The organism is Cytobacillus gottheilii (assembly GCF_900166665.1).
Taxonomy (GTDB): domain Bacteria; phylum Bacillota; class Bacilli; order Bacillales; family Cytobacillaceae; genus Cytobacillus; species Cytobacillus gottheilii_A.
In genome coordinates, this window is record NZ_LT800494.1 from 968,002 (window position 1) to 984,737 (window position 16,736).

The 16,736-nt window shown below is 43.2% G+C and carries 10 protein-coding genes, 10 tRNA genes and 4 rRNA genes; 19 read left to right on the plus strand and 5 right to left on the minus strand.

Going from position 1 to position 16,736, the window contains the following annotated elements; all coding sequences use genetic code 11:
- Window positions 1–9: 9 nt before the first annotated feature.
- A complete protein-coding gene (locus B7E07_RS04735; RefSeq protein ID WP_080844311.1) occupies window positions 10–381 on the minus strand; it encodes a group-specific protein in 372 nt (123 codons plus the stop codon).
- A 128-nt stretch (window positions 382–509) separates the two neighbouring features.
- On the minus strand, window positions 510–656 hold the full coding sequence (locus B7E07_RS23890) for a hypothetical protein (protein WP_218970399.1): 147 nt from the start codon (window positions 654–656) through the stop codon (window positions 510–512).
- A 185-nt stretch (window positions 657–841) separates the two neighbouring features.
- Between B7E07_RS23890 and B7E07_RS04740 the strand changes: the two genes are divergently transcribed.
- From B7E07_RS04740 to B7E07_RS04755, 4 genes are all read left to right on the plus strand, one after another.
- Window positions 842–1,177, plus strand: a complete 336-nt coding sequence (locus B7E07_RS04740; RefSeq protein ID WP_257391398.1) for a PadR family transcriptional regulator — start codon at window positions 842–844, stop codon at window positions 1,175–1,177.
- Window positions 1,165–1,707: a DUF2812 domain-containing protein gene (locus B7E07_RS04745; RefSeq protein ID WP_080844312.1), complete on the plus strand. Its 543-nt coding sequence runs from the start codon at window positions 1,165–1,167 to the stop codon at window positions 1,705–1,707. Before B7E07_RS04740 ends, B7E07_RS04745 begins: the two co-directional genes overlap by 13 nt.
- A gap of 582 nt (window positions 1,708–2,289) precedes the next feature.
- Window positions 2,290–2,997 carry a TraX family protein gene (locus B7E07_RS04750; protein WP_080844313.1) on the plus strand — a complete coding sequence of 236 codons (708 nt, stop codon included), beginning with the start codon at window positions 2,290–2,292 and terminating at the stop codon, window positions 2,995–2,997.
- A 22-nt stretch (window positions 2,998–3,019) separates the two neighbouring features.
- Entirely contained in the window at window positions 3,020–4,225 is a 1,206-nt protein-coding gene (locus B7E07_RS04755) for a M15 family metallopeptidase (RefSeq protein WP_080844314.1), read from the plus strand.
- A 190-nt stretch (window positions 4,226–4,415) separates the two neighbouring features.
- On the opposite strand, the gene B7E07_RS04760 is transcribed toward B7E07_RS04755, so the two are convergent.
- Window positions 4,416–4,487, minus strand: a tRNA-Ala gene (locus tag B7E07_RS04760).
- A gap of 206 nt (window positions 4,488–4,693) precedes the next feature.
- Here B7E07_RS04760 and galE point away from each other — a divergent pair.
- Window positions 4,694–5,680: a UDP-glucose 4-epimerase GalE gene (galE, locus tag B7E07_RS04765; protein ID WP_080844315.1), complete on the plus strand. Its 987-nt coding sequence runs from the start codon at window positions 4,694–4,696 to the stop codon at window positions 5,678–5,680.
- Between the two features lie 91 nt (window positions 5,681–5,771).
- Here galE and B7E07_RS04770 read toward each other — a convergent pair whose 3' ends face one another.
- Window positions 5,772–6,467: an MgtC/SapB family protein gene (locus B7E07_RS04770; RefSeq protein WP_080844316.1), complete on the minus strand. Its 696-nt coding sequence runs from the start codon at window positions 6,465–6,467 to the stop codon at window positions 5,772–5,774.
- A gap of 112 nt (window positions 6,468–6,579) precedes the next feature.
- Between B7E07_RS04770 and B7E07_RS04775 the strand changes: the two genes are divergently transcribed.
- Entirely contained in the window at window positions 6,580–7,485 is a 906-nt protein-coding gene (locus B7E07_RS04775) for a DMT family transporter (protein ID WP_080844317.1), read from the plus strand.
- A gap of 165 nt (window positions 7,486–7,650) precedes the next feature.
- On the opposite strand, the gene B7E07_RS04780 is transcribed toward B7E07_RS04775, so the two are convergent.
- On the minus strand, window positions 7,651–7,824 hold the full coding sequence (locus tag B7E07_RS04780; RefSeq protein ID WP_176215115.1) for a hypothetical protein: 174 nt from the start codon (window positions 7,822–7,824) through the stop codon (window positions 7,651–7,653).
- A gap of 772 nt (window positions 7,825–8,596) precedes the next feature.
- Here B7E07_RS04780 and B7E07_RS04785 point away from each other — a divergent pair.
- The 13 genes from B7E07_RS04785 (at window position 8,597) to B7E07_RS04845 (ending at window position 16,313) form a co-directional block, all read left to right on the plus strand.
- Window positions 8,597–10,146 (plus strand): 16S ribosomal RNA (locus tag B7E07_RS04785).
- A gap of 464 nt (window positions 10,147–10,610) precedes the next feature.
- A 23S ribosomal RNA gene (locus B7E07_RS04790) occupies window positions 10,611–13,544 on the plus strand.
- 120 nt (window positions 13,545–13,664) lie between these two features.
- Window positions 13,665–13,781, plus strand: a 5S ribosomal RNA gene (gene rrf / locus B7E07_RS04795).
- A gap of 11 nt (window positions 13,782–13,792) precedes the next feature.
- Window positions 13,793–13,868, plus strand: a tRNA-Val gene (locus tag B7E07_RS04800).
- A gap of 8 nt (window positions 13,869–13,876) precedes the next feature.
- Window positions 13,877–13,952, plus strand: a tRNA-Thr gene (locus B7E07_RS04805).
- Between the two features lie 7 nt (window positions 13,953–13,959).
- A tRNA-Lys gene (locus B7E07_RS04810) sits at window positions 13,960–14,035 on the plus strand.
- A gap of 9 nt (window positions 14,036–14,044) precedes the next feature.
- Window positions 14,045–14,129, plus strand: a tRNA-Leu gene (locus B7E07_RS04815).
- A gap of 10 nt (window positions 14,130–14,139) precedes the next feature.
- Window positions 14,140–14,214 (plus strand) — tRNA-Gly (locus tag B7E07_RS04820).
- Window positions 14,215–14,221: 7 nt separating this feature from the next.
- A tRNA-Leu gene (locus tag B7E07_RS04825) sits at window positions 14,222–14,310 on the plus strand.
- Between the two features lie 16 nt (window positions 14,311–14,326).
- Window positions 14,327–14,403 (plus strand) — tRNA-Arg (locus B7E07_RS04830).
- 7 nt (window positions 14,404–14,410) lie between these two features.
- Window positions 14,411–14,487 (plus strand) — tRNA-Pro (locus B7E07_RS04835).
- 20 nt (window positions 14,488–14,507) lie between these two features.
- A tRNA-Ala gene (locus B7E07_RS04840) sits at window positions 14,508–14,583 on the plus strand.
- A 180-nt stretch (window positions 14,584–14,763) separates the two neighbouring features.
- Window positions 14,764–16,313, plus strand: a 16S ribosomal RNA gene (locus B7E07_RS04845).
- The 16S, 23S and 5S rRNA genes sit together here with 9 tRNA genes alongside, the layout of an rRNA operon.
- Window positions 16,314–16,736 lie beyond the last annotated feature (423 nt).

The window sequence follows — 16,736 nt, forward strand, 5'->3', positions numbered from 1 at the left end:
TCTTCACGCTCACTCAATTTCATCGCCCCATCGTTCCTTAATAGCTTTTAAGGTCATTGATACTCTAGTGATTAAATAAAGTGTTGATACAAGGGTCCACACTTGTGCTTGGTTCGTAAAAAATTGAACAAAAACATTGTCTACACTCTCGCCATTTGAGACTAAGAAATTTAGAGCTTGAACACAAACAATAGCATATACAGCCAGACCTAGAGTAAGTGTATCAAAAACATTCCATCTTAAATATAATTTTGTTTTCTTATAGTTAATTCTTCCGTTTTCACGAACGACATGTTTTCGGTCCATTGGAATTGCTATTGCTAAAATAAATACCATAAGAAAACCTGCAACAATTAAAGAAACAATCCAGCCAGTATCCATTTGTAACACCCCTTATTTATCTTCTTTTCTAACTATACAAATGGGAAGGCAGGTAGGTTCAACAAAAATAATATTTTTTCTCAGTTGTTTCTTATGTGGAGATCATACCTAGATGAAAAAAAGCACTCTTAGCTTGAGTGCTTTTTCTCATCTGTCAACTTCCTAAGAAGCTGATCGATATGGATGTGATGATAAATCGTTAAAATAAGAATGATAAGGCTAAAAAAACTGGATAATAAAGTACTTTTCAGTAACAATTGATACGTTTTATTCATTATCATAATCACCTCATATTTATTATGCAGGGATAAGAAATTTTCATACCAACCATCAGGAGAAGATATGCAAGAGCTAAAGAGCAGGAACATTTGTGTGACATTTAATATATAGGCTTTACTTTATATATCGAGGTGTGATATAAAAGATATATCAAGATGTGATATATCGAGGTGTGTACCAATTGGGCAATTTAGACGAAGAAAAAGCACTGAAAAAATATCTTCCAATGACAGAAACCGCTGCATATATTTTGTTTTCTTTTATGGAAGTAAGGCACGGTTATGATGTCATTCAGCATGTGGAGAAATTGACAAATGGCAGAATTAAGCTTGGAGCAGGGACTATGTATGGAACCATTACTAAACTTGAGCGCGATGGAATCATTGAATTTTTACATGAAGAGCAAAAAAGAAAGTATTATCAAATCACCGATATTGGACAATCCATTCTACAGCAGGAAGCACGGAGAATTAAGGAGTTATATCATAATTTAGGGGGATTAACATGGGAAGAATAGTAAAGAAATTCCGCCCTTATACAGTTGATCAATTTGAGGAAGAGCAGCAGTATTTTGAGGAGATGTCTTCTAAAGGATTTCATTTTGTAAAATACAAATTTCCTTTCTATCACTTTCATCAAGATAAACCAGGAGATTACCAATATCAAATAGACTTTCAAAATTTAGATGAAAGTAATAAGGAAAGCTACCTGCAATTGTTTAAAGATGATGGCTGGGAGTTTATTACGGAATACGGTGGTGTTTACGGTACATGGTTTTACTTCCGTAAAAAGAAAACCGCCGACCAGTCGCTGCGAATCTTTACAGATGCAAATTCAAAAGTTGAGTTGTATGGAAAAATCAGGAGAAATTGGGCGTTATATTTTATTTTTCTCTTTTTAGTCACTATGGTACCAAACTTCTTGCTTGGAGATTCCTTTACCAGCATTCTGTTGAACGTTATGTGGCTAATTATAGCAGTTATTTATGCAAAAATTACGTTAAGGCTTACCTTTAAAATAAGGGACTTAAGAAAATCGGAAATATGAAACGAAGTGTTTGCAATAAAAGTGTTCTATCTATAGTAAAAAGGAAGGATTGTCTTAACGGATAATCCTACTGAATAGGAATAGCTTTCTTTGTTTGAGTAAAAACATAGAAAGCTATTTCTTTTTTTTAGTAAGATTTCAGTTCACTTCAAACCTGTCATTTATAAGCTGGTAAACTCAATTATACATTCAGGAACTATATCAAATGTCATTATCTATCTGTAGGTGCCTAATCATTTTGACCAGTGTTATTTAGAGCAATGTATACAGAAGTTTTTATTGATTTGGCTAATAGTTTTAAGCTTCTGTATCATAATATGTTTAATCCTGTTTAGTTTTTGTAGAAAAGGGTAAAAACGATTAGTCCACAATTATTCTGCAGCATTCACTAAAAGCAGCACAATTATTGATTAAAGTATTCTTACCTTATAAAACAAGTTGGTTCACTTTTGGACTACTCCTAAAGTAATTAACTCTGCAATAAATATTACTATTCCGGAATAAAAATGAATCCAAACTTGCCATGCTAGAACAGACTTTACTTCTTTATTGATGAAATCAGACTTGAATGGAGAAACCTCAATGAATCTGCAACATACAAAAGGTTTAAATACAAATGTTCTAAAAGTTATAGCTATAATTGCCATGGTAGTTGATCATACCGCCATATGGCTATTTCCTGAAGAAACTATGCTGCATATTATGCTTCATGCATTTGGCAGACTAGCTGCCCCGATCATGTGTTACTTAATTGCCGAAGGATATTTCTATACTTCAAATGTAAATAAATACATAAAACGCCTTTTTATTTTTGCTCTCATTTCACATTTTCCATTTGTGATGTTCCTTGGTCTTGAATGGTGGCAGGCTACGAGTGTAATTTGGACCTTGCTGATGGGGCTAATTGCTCTGGCTGTCAGTCAAAAAACAGACATTTCAATTGTAATAAGGATAGGCGTAATTATTTTATGCTGTCTCTTTGCATATACTGCTGACTGGAATTATATAGGTGTCCTTTGGATCTTATTTTTCGGAATATTTAGAGGGCGTTTTAAGCTGCAGATGCTCAGCTACGGTTTAATTGGGGGAATACTCTATATAATACCAGGCTTGTATAATTTAGGATTTGAATCCATATTTCGGTTTGGAATACTTCTGGTAATTCCTTTATTCGCATTATACAATGGTACACATGGAAGGAAATCTAAACTGATTAAATGGGGATTCTACATTTTTTATCCTCTTCATCTTTTCTTGCTATATCTTTTTAGGTATATCATTTTTGATTGATTTTTAGTTGAGGAGATGAGAAATGCTTAAATATAGAAAACACAAGGTCCTAGAGAGTCTGGCTTTAGGCGGATTTGTTATATTCATGTTGGCTTTATTTGTTAATATTGCAAATCAGGATGATGCTCCTAGAGAGACTGGTTCTGGAATAAGCATGAAGGAACACAGCATAAGAAATACAGCGGAAGAAACCATAAAAAAAATTCCAGATATAAGTAAGCCATATGAAGGTGAACTGGAACTTCCGGTTAATGGTGCTACAGGATATGCATCAGTAAATTTAAACTTAAAGGATTCTCCAAATGCTAATTCCAAAGATGTTGGTATGATTCAAGCTGGAGAAGGTTTTGAAATTATAAGCGAAGAAGGGGGTTGGTGGTTTATTAGTCGAGGAGAGTCATCTGGCTGGCTGCCGCACAAATATAGCTTGATCAACCTGCCAGACGTCATTCCCTCTATGATTTATAATAACACCAACACTTACGCTTCTAAATTTGCTTCGTCTGGTAAGTCTATACCTTATGTATCAAACCAAGCTTTGTATTCAGGCAAGACATACAATGAAAGGCTTGAGAGAGAAGAGTATATTATGCCCGTTCTGTATTCAATGTCAAAAAAGATTTATAAAGCACAGCAGCTTGCCCTGTCTGAGGGGAATTCGCTCATATTGTACGAAGGCTTTAGACCGCTCTTTGTTCAGAACGCGGTAGTTGAAGGTCTGACTGAATTAGCCAATAATGATGCAGAAGTGTTAAAAGGCATAAATACCGCTCCCTGGGGGATAACATGGTTTATAACCAATGGTGTTTCTAATCATCAAATGGGCTACGGAATGGATGTTAGTCTAGCCAAAGTAAACTCAAAAGTGGAAGCTTCAATAGGAAATTACACAGTGAATATGATCGAGGATTACACAGAATATACTATGCCTACTCCAATTCACGAATTAAGTGGAGCTTCTGCCAAATTCACTTCTGCCGTGACATCAAGAAATGATACAGCTTGGCGGGGAGCTGTTTATACGGATTCAATGAATGAAGCAGCCATCAATCTGCAAATATATTGTACATCTGCTGGACTTACCCCTCTGGCTTCTGAATGGTGGCATTTTAATGATTTGGATGCCAGAGATGAAACGGCGGATAATGTTAGCACAGGAGATTATTTTCTCATAGAAGTTTACAGTACAAGTCCAACTGAAAAGGAATTAGAGCGAGATAATACCTGATCGGAATATGTTATATCATTATGGTAATGGTAAGTGCGTCTACTTTTACCTGGCAAATAATTAAGGATGTTTGAACTAGTGAATATATTGAAAAACAGCTGCCCAATTTGGCAGCTGTTTTTTAATTATAGTTTAATTAAATTAGAAATATAAAAATAAAAAATCCTTGCTGTGCAAGGATTTTTGAATATGGAGCATACCGGATTCGAACCGGTGACCCCTTCGCTGCCAGCGAAGTATTCTCCCGCTGAACTAATGCCCCGTTAGTTATGACATATAAAATTTTATCATATTTATGGGCCCACTACAACTAAAGTTTATGTAATTTATTTATCAGCCTTTTTAATTTAATAATACTTAGCTAGTGCAATAAAAGCTGCAGATCATAATTATGAAAGACAACAAAATATACAGAATTTTATTTAGTAAAAGATATTTTTGATAAAATAGAAGAGAGGTGAGAATGACATGTCCATTTTAATTACCGGAGGAGCAGGATATATAGGCTCTCATACAGTTCGATATTTTACAGAAAAAAACGAAGACATCGTTGTGGTGGATAATCTTCAAAACGGTCATAAGGATTCTGTTCAAATAGACCATTTTTATAATATCGATATTAGAGATAAAGACGCACTGCAGGAAGTATTTATTAATCACAATATTGAAGGGGTTATTCATTTTGCCGCTAATTCCTTAGTAGGAGAGAGTATGTCAAAGCCTTATGATTATTATGAAAATAATGTATATGGAATGATGTGCTTATTAGATGTGATGAAAGAAAATAATGTGAAAAAAATTGTTTTCTCTTCAACAGCAGCGGTCTATGGTGAACCTAAACAGATCCCAATTATGGAAATTAATGAAACGAACCCGACAAATCCATATGGAGAAACAAAGCTTGCGATGGAAAAAATGATGAAGTGGTTTGAGCAAGGCTACGGTACACAATATGTTTCGCTTCGTTATTTTAATGCAGCTGGTGCTCATGAGAGTGGAATGATTGGTGAAGATCACGAGCCAGAAACACATTTAATGCCGCTCATTTTACAAGTGGCATTAGGTGTACGAGAACAGATTGCCATTTTTGGCAGTGATTATCCTACAATTGATGGAACATGTGTGAGGGACTATATTCATGTTATGGACTTAGCAGCCGCGCACTATTTAGCTTTGGAATATTTAAGAAAAGAGAATAAGAGTGATGTTTTTAATTTAGGCAATGGGAATGGGTACTCTGTTAAGCAAGTAATAGATACAGCGAGGAAAGTAACGAACCATCCTATTCCTTCAGTATTAAAAGACAGAAGATCAGGAGATCCGGCGGTGTTAATTGCTTCATCTGAAAAAGCGAAAACGTTGCTTGGTTGGAATCCGCAGCATCATTCATTAGAAAAAATGATTGCCGATGCTTGGAACTGGCATCAAGGGAATCCCGAAGGATATACAAAGTAAAGGCTGGTATTCCTAATAAAGATTCATAAAAGATCGTTTCATACACATGAATTTTTGAGGATGGCCCAATAAGACCATCCTCAAAAAATATTCAGCTCATGCTTTCGATCTCCATAAATCTAACACCTTTTATATTAGATACACTATAATAAACATCTGTTATACGTCGTTTATAGTCTACGGTAACGTGCAGCTGGACATTGTGTGTACCGTCTTCCATATCTTTAATGCGAACCTTCTGAATGGAGATTTTTAATTCTTTAATAGAAGGAATGAGATCCACAATGTCTTCCTTACTTTCAATCATTAATTCAAGCAGAATTTCTTTTTCCCTCAGCTGTCGTGGTCCTATTAAACCCAAGATAAACGGAATCACTTCTACTGAGATAATTAACAAGGCAGCTCCAGCAGCTGCTTCGAGATAAAAGCCAGCTCCTACTGCGATGCCGATTCCGGCAGCTCCCCATATGATTGCCGCTGTTGTTAGGCCTGATATTGTGTCATTGCCTCTTCTTAAAATAACCCCTGCACCGAGAAAGCCGATTCCTGAAACAATTTGTGCTGCAAGCCGCAGCGGATCCATCGTAATATTTATTTGATCATTGCCTGTAAAAACATAAGCTGATTCAATTGATACAATGGTCAAAAGACAGCTGACTATGGAAATAACAAGGCTGGTTTTTAATCCAACTGGCTTTCTCTTTAATTCACGCTCAAGACCGATGACTAACCCAAGAAAGGCTGAAATCCCTAATTTGATTAGTATTTCTGTTTCTAAACCCGGCATATTATCTCCTGCTTTTTCAGTTATTTATAGTATTTTTATCACTGCTACACTAGGAAACAGTGTAAAATAGTACATACCCACAAATGACAAAGGCTAACCAAGGAGAATATAAATGTCTAATGCAAAAATAAATCCTTATATGCTCTTGGCCATTGGAGTGATCTCCGTATCTACTTCGGCCATTCTAGTGAAATTTTCTACCGCGCCATCTGGTGTTATAGCCTTCTATAGGCTGTTTTTTTCTGTGTTGTTTATGCTGCCGGTTTTTTTACTAAAGTATGTTCCAGAACTCCGACTTATTACAAAACGGGATTGGCTCTTTTCTGCATTAGCTGGAGTATTTTTAGCATTTCACTTCATTCTATGGTTTGAATCGCTGAATTACACGTCAGTTGCCAGTTCTACAGTGCTTGTTACGCTTCAGCCATTATTTGCTTTTATCGGCACCTATATTTTCTTCAAAGAAAAGTTTTCGTGGAAGGCGATTTTGAGCGGAATAATTGCCGTTGGTGGCAGTGTGATCATAAGCTGGGGAGATTTTAAAATAAGCGGATCAGCCCTTTTTGGGGATATCTTGGCCTTGATTGCCTGTGCACTTGTCACAGCTTATCTTATGTTTGGTCAAACTGTTCGGAAAAGAGTATCGCTTATTACATATACATTCCTCGTATATTTGATTTGTACCATTACATTGTTCTTCTACGTGATTTTTGCAGGAGAACCGCTGTTTCCATACCCAGCAAGTGACTGGGGATATTTTATTTTACTTGCTCTAGTACCTACATTACTTGGTCATACGTTATTTAATTGGTCTTTACAATGGCTAAGCACCTCGACGATATCAATGGCTATTTTATTTGAGCCAGTTGGAGCTGCGATCTTGGCATATTATTTATTACAGGAAAGTCTAGTCTGGACGCAAATAGCTGGAGGATTAATTGTAATAGGGGGGATATCCATCTTTTTATTAGATGGAAGAAGGGTACAGAAAAAGAAATTTAAGAATAAGGCTGTTTAATGATTCTGTTAATGATAAAAATCTTTTTAAGCTGGGAAAAGCCTAAGAGTGCATACGTACTCTTAGGCTTTTTTGGATATATGATCAGTTCTAGGATAGTTTTACTGTTTTTATCATACCAATATAAGTATAAGTAAGCCGACGAAATTTTGTAATGCTGGGAGTTCAGATGAATAAATAAGATAATCTTGAAAAGATTAGGCCAGCCATGGTTGTAAAGATAAATGTTCCTCCATAAACTTTTCCTTTACTGTTTGAAATACGGATTGCTTCCATATAGGAGACAGCAAACAAGAATACCGCCATTGCAACTGATAAATAAAGCGCTAAATTTTCCATTTTAATTGTGCACCCTTTCGTAGATTAGATACTAGAGTTAATAGATTCTATGAAGTAGGCCGCAAAACTATTCCTAATGGAGTCTAATAGATCTGCTTAATAATTGTTGATAAAGTGGATAACTCTTATCTGGTGTTGTGGGTAAGTTGTGTAGCTATTGATATTTAATAATAATTCTGTGGATAAATATGTGGATTAATTGGATATGATTTAAAAAAGTATTTTTCTTCTTATATTATATCTAGTGGAAGGGGGCAAAATAGATTCTCAAGCAAAATAAATGATCTTGTGGGCGAATCTGAAAAATAAATGAGCCGTGTTCCTCAAATATAACTTTTAAATAGGTTAATGTTCTTCTATAAGAAATGTTACAAGCAGAATAGGAAATGATGAGTAACAGATATCATTTCTTAATAATAGCTGTTAAATCAATTATTATGTCTATTTGATCAATATGCGTGGATAACAGTTATAGAAAATACAATATAAAAAAATAAAATAAAAAATTATATTGCAAACATATTTAGAACATGATATATTAAATCTCGTCCTCATAAGAGGCACACAAATGAAAAACAACTTCTTAAAAAAATATTTTAAAAAGTTGTTGACTCAGCATCACACAGATGTTATGATAATAAAGTCGCTTCTGAAGCGACAGAGTCACTGAAATTGCTCTTTGAAAACTGAACGAACAATAAAACGTCAACGTTTAAAAGATTCTTTGGGATCGAAAAAATGTACATTATGTACACAAGAGCTAATCAACTCTTTCTTGGAGAGTTTGATCCTGGCTCAGGACGAACGCTGGCGGCGTGCCTAATACATGCAAGTCGAGCGGACGGATGGGAGCTTGCTCCCAGAAGTCAGCGGCGGACGGGTGAGTAACACGTGGGCAACCTGCCTGTAAGACTGGGATAACTTCGGGAAACCGGAGCTAATACCGGATAATGCTTTTGGACTCATGTCCTTAAGCTGAAAGATGGTTTCGGCTATCACTTACAGATGGGCCCGCGGCGCATTAGCTAGTTGGTGAGGTAACGGCTCACCAAGGCAACGATGCGTAGCCGACCTGAGAGGGTGATCGGCCACACTGGGACTGAGACACGGCCCAGACTCCTACGGGAGGCAGCAGTAGGGAATCTTCCGCAATGGACGAAAGTCTGACGGAGCAACGCCGCGTGAGTGATGAAGGTTTTCGGATCGTAAAACTCTGTTGTTAGGGAAGAACAAGTACCGGAGTAACTGCCGGTACCTTGACGGTACCTAACCAGAAAGCCACGGCTAACTACGTGCCAGCAGCCGCGGTAATACGTAGGTGGCAAGCGTTGTCCGGAATTATTGGGCGTAAAGCGCGCGCAGGCGGTCCTTTAAGTCTGATGTGAAAGCCCACGGCTCAACCGTGGAGGGTCATTGGAAACTGGGGGACTTGAGTGCAGAAGAGGAGAGTGGAATTCCACGTGTAGCGGTGAAATGCGTAGAGATGTGGAGGAACACCAGTGGCGAAGGCGACTCTCTGGTCTGTAACTGACGCTGAGGCGCGAAAGCGTGGGGAGCGAACAGGATTAGATACCCTGGTAGTCCACGCCGTAAACGATGAGTGCTAAGTGTTAGAGGGTTTCCGCCCTTTAGTGCTGCAGCAAACGCATTAAGCACTCCGCCTGGGGAGTACGGCCGCAAGGCTGAAACTCAAAGGAATTGACGGGGGCCCGCACAAGCGGTGGAGCATGTGGTTTAATTCGAAGCAACGCGAAGAACCTTACCAGGTCTTGACATCCTCTGACACTCCTAGAGATAGGACGTTCCCCTTCGGGGGACAGAGTGACAGGTGGTGCATGGTTGTCGTCAGCTCGTGTCGTGAGATGTTGGGTTAAGTCCCGCAACGAGCGCAACCCTTGATCTTAGTTGCCAGCATTCAGTTGGGCACTCTAAGGTGACTGCCGGTGACAAACCGGAGGAAGGTGGGGATGACGTCAAATCATCATGCCCCTTATGACCTGGGCTACACACGTGCTACAATGGATGGTACAAAGGGCTGCAAGACCGCGAGGTTTAGCCAATCCCATAAAACCATTCTCAGTTCGGATTGCAGGCTGCAACTCGCCTGCATGAAGCCGGAATCGCTAGTAATCGCGGATCAGCATGCCGCGGTGAATACGTTCCCGGGCCTTGTACACACCGCCCGTCACACCACGAGAGTTTGTAACACCCGAAGTCGGTGGGGTAACCTTTTGGAGCCAGCCGCCTAAGGTGGGACAGATGATTGGGGTGAAGTCGTAACAAGGTAGCCGTATCGGAAGGTGCGGCTGGATCACCTCCTTTCTAAGGATGAAATGAAGTTTATCTTCATTAAAAGACGTCTTTATTTGTTCGTTCAGTTTTGAGAGAGCAATCTCTCTGGGTTAGTATTTTGAAAAAGAATACTAACTTAAATACATTGCTCCTGCGCCGCAGTAGTTCGAGGAAGTTAATCCTCAGCTCGTCGCAAGGCAGCATGAAGAATAGCTGCGATGGCTAATCACGATGTGATTGAAATCAGTGGCCTTGTTCCTTGAAAACTAGATAATGCAATATAGAAGAAGATTACCAAGTAATCGCCATCTTAGTTTTTTCTCTCTTATTTAGAAACTAATCTTTAGTAACGAAGTAAGAGCAGTAACCATGAGGGTAATGAGCGACAAGGAGATCAAGGAAGCGACGGAGCGAGCACCGGAGCGTACTTCGTACGTGAGGAGCAGAGTGACAGAGCTGACGCAGAGATCCGCAGGCGATCATTAGCCGAAGTAGGTTAAGTTAGAAAGGGCGCACGGTGAATGCCTTGGCACTAGGAGCCGATGAAGGACGGTACTAACACCGATATGCTTCGGGGAGCTGTAAGTAAGCTTTGATCCGGAGATTTCCGAATGGGGGAACCCATCATCCGTAATGGGATGATATCTTTACCTGAATACATAGGGTATTGAAGGCAGACCCGGGGAACTGAAACATCTAAGTACCCGGAGGAAGAGAAAGCAAACGCGATTCCCTGAGTAGCGGCGAGCGAAACGGGATTAGCCCAAACCAAGAGGCTTGCCTCTTGGGGTTGTAGGACACTCTACACGGAGTTACAAAGGAGCGAGGTAAGTGAACAGGTCTGGAAAGGCCGGCCATAGAAGGTAAAAGCCCTGTAGTTGAAACTTCGTTCCCTCCAGAGTGGATCCTGAGTACGGCGGGACACGAGAAATCCCGTCGGAAGCAGGGAGGACCATCTCCCAAGGCTAAATACTCCCTAGTGACCGATAGTGAACCAGTACCGTGAGGGAAAGGTGAAAAGCACCCCGGAAGGGGAGTGAAATAGTTCCTGAAACCGTGTGCCTACAAGTAGTCAGAGCCCATTAACGGGTGATGGCGTGCCTTTTGTAGAATGAACCGGCGAGTTACGATTACATGCAAGGTTAAGTTGATAAGACGGAGCCGCAGCGAAAGCGAGTCTGAATAGGGCGAATGAGTATGTGGTCGTAGACCCGAAACCAGGTGATCTACCCATGTCCAGGTTGAAGTTCAGGTAACACTGAATGGAGGACCGAACCCACGCACGTTGAAAAGTGCGGGGATGAGGTGTGGGTAGCGGAGAAATTCCAATCGAACTTGGAGATAGCTGGTTCTCTCCGAAATAGCTTTAGGGCTAGCCTCATGTAGTAAGAGTCTTGGAGGTAGAGCACTGTTTGGACTAGGGGCCCTCATCGGGTTACCGAATTCAGACAAACTCCGAATGCCAAAGACTTATCCATGGGAGTCAGACTGCGAGTGATAAGATCCGTAGTCAAGAGGGAAACAGCCCAGACCACCAGCTAAGGTCCCAAAGTATACGTTAAGTGGAAAAGGATGTGGAGTTGCTTAGACAACCAGGATGTTGGCTTAGAAGCAGCCACCATTTAAAGAGTGCGTAATAGCTCACTGGTCGAGTGACTCCGCGCCGAAAATGTACCGGGGCTAAACGTATCACCGAAGCTGTGGATGGACACCATTAGGTGTCCGTGGTAGGAGAGCGTTCTAAGGGCGTTGAAGCTAGACCGTAAGGACTGGTGGAGCGCTTAGAAGTGAGAATGCCGGTATGAGTAGCGAAAGATGGGTGAGAATCCCATCCACCGAATGCCTAAGGTTTCCTGAGGAAGGCTCGTCCGCTCAGGGTTAGTCGGGACCTAAGCCGAGGCTGAAAAGCGTAGGCGATGGACAACAGGTTGATATTCCTGTACCACCAAAATCCGTTTGAGTGATGGGGGGACGCAGGAGGATAGGGTAAGCGCGCTGTTGGATTAGCGCGTCCAAGCAGTTAGGCTGCAAGTGAGGCAAATCCCGCTTGCATACGGCTGAGCTGTGACGGCGAGGGAAATATAGTACCGAAGTTCTTGATTCCACACTGCCAAGAAAAGCCTCTAGCGAGGATTAGGTGCCCGTACCGCAAACCGACACAGGTAGGCGAGGAGAGAATCCTAAGGTGAGCGAGAGAACTCTCGTTAAGGAACTCGGCAAAATGACCCCGTAACTTCGGGAGAAGGGGTGCTCATTAGGGTGTTAAAGCCTTGATGAGCCGCAGTGAATAGGCCCAGGCGACTGTTTAGCAAAAACACAGGTCTCTGCGAAGCCGCAAGGCGAAGTATAGGGGCTGACGCCTGCCCGGTGCTGGAAGGTTAAGAGGAGGGGTTAGCGCAAGCGAAGCTCTGAATCGAAGCCCCAGTAAACGGCGGCCGTAACTATAACGGTCCTAAGGTAGCGAAATTCCTTGTCGGGTAAGTTCCGACCCGCACGAAAGGCGTAACGATCTGGGCACTGTCTCAACGAGAGACTCGGTGAAATTATAGTACCTGTGAAGATGCAGGTTACCCGCGACAGGACGGAAAGACCCCGTGGAGCTTTACTGTAGCCTGATATTGAATTTTGGTACAGCTTGTACAGGATAGGTAGGAGCCTGAGAAACCGGAGCGCCAGCTTCGGTGGAGGCGTCGGTGGGATACTACCCTGGCTGTATTGAAATTCTAACCCGCGCCCCTGATCGGGGCGGGAGACAGTGTCAGGTGGGCAGTTTGACTGGGGCGGTCGCCTCCTAAAAAGTAACGGAGGCGCCCAAAGGTTCCCTCAGAATGGTTGGAAATCATTCGTAGAGTGTAAAGGCACAAGGGAGCTTGACTGCGAGACCTACAAGTCGAGCAGGGACGAAAGTCGGGCTTAGTGATCCGGTGGTTCCGCATGGAAGGGCCATCGCTCAACGGATAAAAGCTACCCCGGGGATAACAGGCTTATCTCCCCCAAGAGTCCACATCGACGGGGAGGTTTGGCACCTCGATGTCGGCTCATCGCATCCTGGGGCTGTAGTCGGTCCCAAGGGTTGGGCTGTTCGCCCATTAAAGCGGTACGCGAGCTGGGTTCAGAACGTCGTGAGACAGTTCGGTCCCTATCCGTCGTGGGCGCAGGAAATTTGAGAGGAGCTGTCCTTAGTACGAGAGGACCGGGATGGACGCACCGCTGGTGTACCAGTTGTCTTGCCAAAGGCATCGCTGGGTAGCTATGTGCGGAAGGGATAAGTGCTGAAAGCATCTAAGCATGAAGCCCCCCTCGAGATGAGATTTCCCATAGCGTCAAGCTAGTAAGAACCCTGAAAGATGATCAGGTTGATAGGTCAGAGGTGGAAGCGTGGCGACACGTGCAGCTGACTGATACTAATCGTTCGAGGACTTAACCAAATGAATGGTAGATACTTGAATACTCTTCTTCTAACATTATCTAGTTTTGAAGGAATAATTTTTAAAATTGTTCTTGATATTTTTCATAAAGACGTTATAATAATAAATGTCTTTAAAAAGTCCGGTGGCGATAGCGAGAAGGTCACACCCGTTCCCATCCCGAACACGGAAGTTAAGCTTCTCAGCGCCAATGGTAGTTAGGGGCTGTCCCCTTGTGAGAGTAGGACGCTGCCGGGCGATTAATAAATGGAGGATTAGCTCAGCTGGGAGAGCATCTGCCTTACAAGCAGAGGGTCGGCGGTTCGATCCCGTCATCCTCCACCATTATTTAAGCCGGTGTAGCTCAATTGGTAGAGCAACTGACTTGTAATCAGTAGGTTGGGGGTTCAAGTCCTCTCGCCGGCACCATTTGTACGAGCCATTAGCTCAGTCGGTAGAGCATCTGACTTTTAATCAGAGGGTCGAAGGTTCGAGTCCTTCATGGCTCACCATTTAAATATGCGGGTGTGGCGGAATTGGCAGACGCACCAGACTTAGGATCTGGCGCCGCAAGGCGTGGGGGTTCGACTCCCTTCACCCGCACCATTTATAAATTGCGGAAGTAGTTCAGTGGTAGAACACCACCTTGCCAAGGTGGGGGTCGCGGGTTCGAATCCCGTCTTCCGCTCCAAGTTTTTGCCGGGGTGGCGGAACTGGCAGACGCACAGGACTTAAAATCCTGCGGTAGGTGACTACCGTACCGGTTCGATTCCGGTCCTCGGCACCAGTAAACATTTTAATATGCGCCCGTAGCTCAATTGGATAGAGCGTCTGACTACGGATCAGAAGGTTATGGGTTCGACTCCTTTCGGGCGCGCCATATATTTCGGGGAGTAGCTCAGCTTGGTAGAGCACTTGGTTTGGGACCAAGGGGTCGCAGGTTCGAATCCTGTCTTCCCGACCATTCATTTAAATACCCAATATGGGGCCTTAGCTCAGCTGGGAGAGCGCCTGCCTTGCACGCAGGAGGTCAGCGGTTCGATCCCGCTAGGCTCCACCAAAACTTTTTTAAAAAACATGTTGACTTATCAATATACAGATGATAAGATAACGAAGTCGCTTTTTTGAAAGGCGAACAAATTGCTCTTTGAAAACTGAACGAACAATAAAACGTCAACGTTTAAAAAAGATTCTTCGGAATCAACAATGTACATTATGTACACAAGAGCTAATCAACTCTTTCTTGGAGAGTTTGATCCTGGCTCAGGACGAACGCTGGCGGCGTGCCTAATACATGCAAGTCGAGCGGACGGATGGGAGCTTGCTCCCTGAAGTCAGCGGCGGACGGGTGAGTAACACGTGGGCAACCTGCCTGTAAGACTGGGATAACTTCGGGAAACCGGAGCTAATACCGGATAATGCTTTTGGACTCATGTCCTTAAGCTGAAAGATGGTTTCGGCTATCACTTACAGATGGGCCCGCGGCGCATTAGCTAGTTGGTGAGGTAACGGCTCACCAAGGCAACGATGCGTAGCCGACCTGAGAGGGTGATCGGCCACACTGGGACTGAGACACGGCCCAGACTCCTACGGGAGGCAGCAGTAGGGAATCTTCCGCAATGGACGAAAGTCTGACGGAGCAACGCCGCGTGAGTGATGAAGGTTTTCGGATCGTAAAACTCTGTTGTTAGGGAAGAACAAGTACCGGAGTAACTGCCGGTACCTTGACGGTACCTAACCAGAAAGCCACGGCTAACTACGTGCCAGCAGCCGCGGTAATACGTAGGTGGCAAGCGTTGTCCGGAATTATTGGGCGTAAAGCGCGCGCAGGCGGTCCTTTAAGTCTGATGTGAAAGCCCACGGCTCAACCGTGGAGGGTCATTGGAAACTGGGGGACTTGAGTGCAGAAGAGGAGAGTGGAATTCCACGTGTAGCGGTGAAATGCGTAGAGATGTGGAGGAACACCAGTGGCGAAGGCGACTCTCTGGTCTGTAACTGACGCTGAGGCGCGAAAGCGTGGGGAGCGAACAGGATTAGATACCCTGGTAGTCCACGCCGTAAACGATGAGTGCTAAGTGTTAGAGGGTTTCCGCCCTTTAGTGCTGCAGCAAACGCATTAAGCACTCCGCCTGGGGAGTACGGCCGCAAGGCTGAAACTCAAAGGAATTGACGGGGGCCCGCACAAGCGGTGGAGCATGTGGTTTAATTCGAAGCAACGCGAAGAACCTTACCAGGTCTTGACATCCTCTGACACTCCTAGAGATAGGACGTTCCCCTTCGGGGGACAGAGTGACAGGTGGTGCATGGTTGTCGTCAGCTCGTGTCGTGAGATGTTGGGTTAAGTCCCGCAACGAGCGCAACCCTTGATCTTAGTTGCCAGCATTCAGTTGGGCACTCTAAGGTGACTGCCGGTGACAAACCGGAGGAAGGTGGGGATGACGTCAAATCATCATGCCCCTTATGACCTGGGCTACACACGTGCTACAATGGATGGTACAAAGGGCTGCAAGACCGCGAGGTTTAGCCAATCCCATAAAACCATTCTCAGTTCGGATTGCAGGCTGCAACTCGCCTGCATGAAGCCGGAATCGCTAGTAATCGCGGATCAGCATGCCGCGGTGAATACGTTCCCGGGCCTTGTACACACCGCCCGTCACACCACGAGAGTTTGTAACACCCGAAGTCGGTGGGGTAACCTTTTGGAGCCAGCCGCCTAAGGTGGGACAGATGATTGGGGTGAAGTCGTAACAAGGTAGCCGTATCGGAAGGTGCGGCTGGATCACCTCCTTTCTAAGGATGAAATGAAGTTTATCTTCATTAAAAGACGTCTTTATTTGTTCGTTCAGTTTTGAGAGAGCAATCTCTCTGGGTTAGTATTTTGAAAAAGAATACTAACTTAAATACATTGCTCCTGCGCCGCAGTAGTTCGAGGAAGTTAATCCTCAGCTCGTCGCAAGGCAGCATGAAGAATAGCTGCGATGGCTAATCACGATGTGATTGAAATCAGTGGCCTTGTTCCTTGAAAACTAGATAATGCAATATAGAAGAAGATTACCAAGTAATCGCCATCTTAGTTTTTTCTCTCTTATTTAGAAACTAATCTTTAGTAACGAAGTAAGAGCAGTAACCATGAGGGTAATGAGCGACAAGGAGATCAAGGAAGCGACGGAGCGAGCACCGGAGCGTACTTCGTACGTGAGGAGCAGAGTGACA

Bases quoted from the DNA above. Each gene is read 5' to 3' on its own strand.
- B7E07_RS04780 (WP_176215115.1), bottom strand. From the start codon at position 7,824: ATGGAAAATTTAGCGCTTTATTTATCAGTTGCAATGGCGGTATTCTTG.
- B7E07_RS04745 (WP_080844312.1), top strand. From the start codon at position 1,165: ATGGGAAGAATAGTAAAGAAATTCCGCCCTTATACAGTTGATCAATTT.
- B7E07_RS23890 (WP_218970399.1), bottom strand. From the start codon at position 656: ATGAATAAAACGTATCAATTGTTACTGAAAAGTACTTTATTATCCAGT.
- galE (WP_080844315.1), top strand. From the start codon at position 4,694: ATGTCCATTTTAATTACCGGAGGAGCAGGATATATAGGCTCTCATACA.
- B7E07_RS04750 (WP_080844313.1), top strand. From the start codon at position 2,290: ATGAATCTGCAACATACAAAAGGTTTAAATACAAATGTTCTAAAAGTT.
- B7E07_RS04755 (WP_080844314.1), top strand. From the start codon at position 3,020: ATGCTTAAATATAGAAAACACAAGGTCCTAGAGAGTCTGGCTTTAGGC.
- B7E07_RS04775 (WP_080844317.1), top strand. From the start codon at position 6,580: ATGTCTAATGCAAAAATAAATCCTTATATGCTCTTGGCCATTGGAGTG.
- B7E07_RS04735 (WP_080844311.1), bottom strand. From the start codon at position 381: ATGGATACTGGCTGGATTGTTTCTTTAATTGTTGCAGGTTTTCTTATG.
- B7E07_RS04770 (WP_080844316.1), bottom strand. From the start codon at position 6,467: ATGCCGGGTTTAGAAACAGAAATACTAATCAAATTAGGGATTTCAGCC.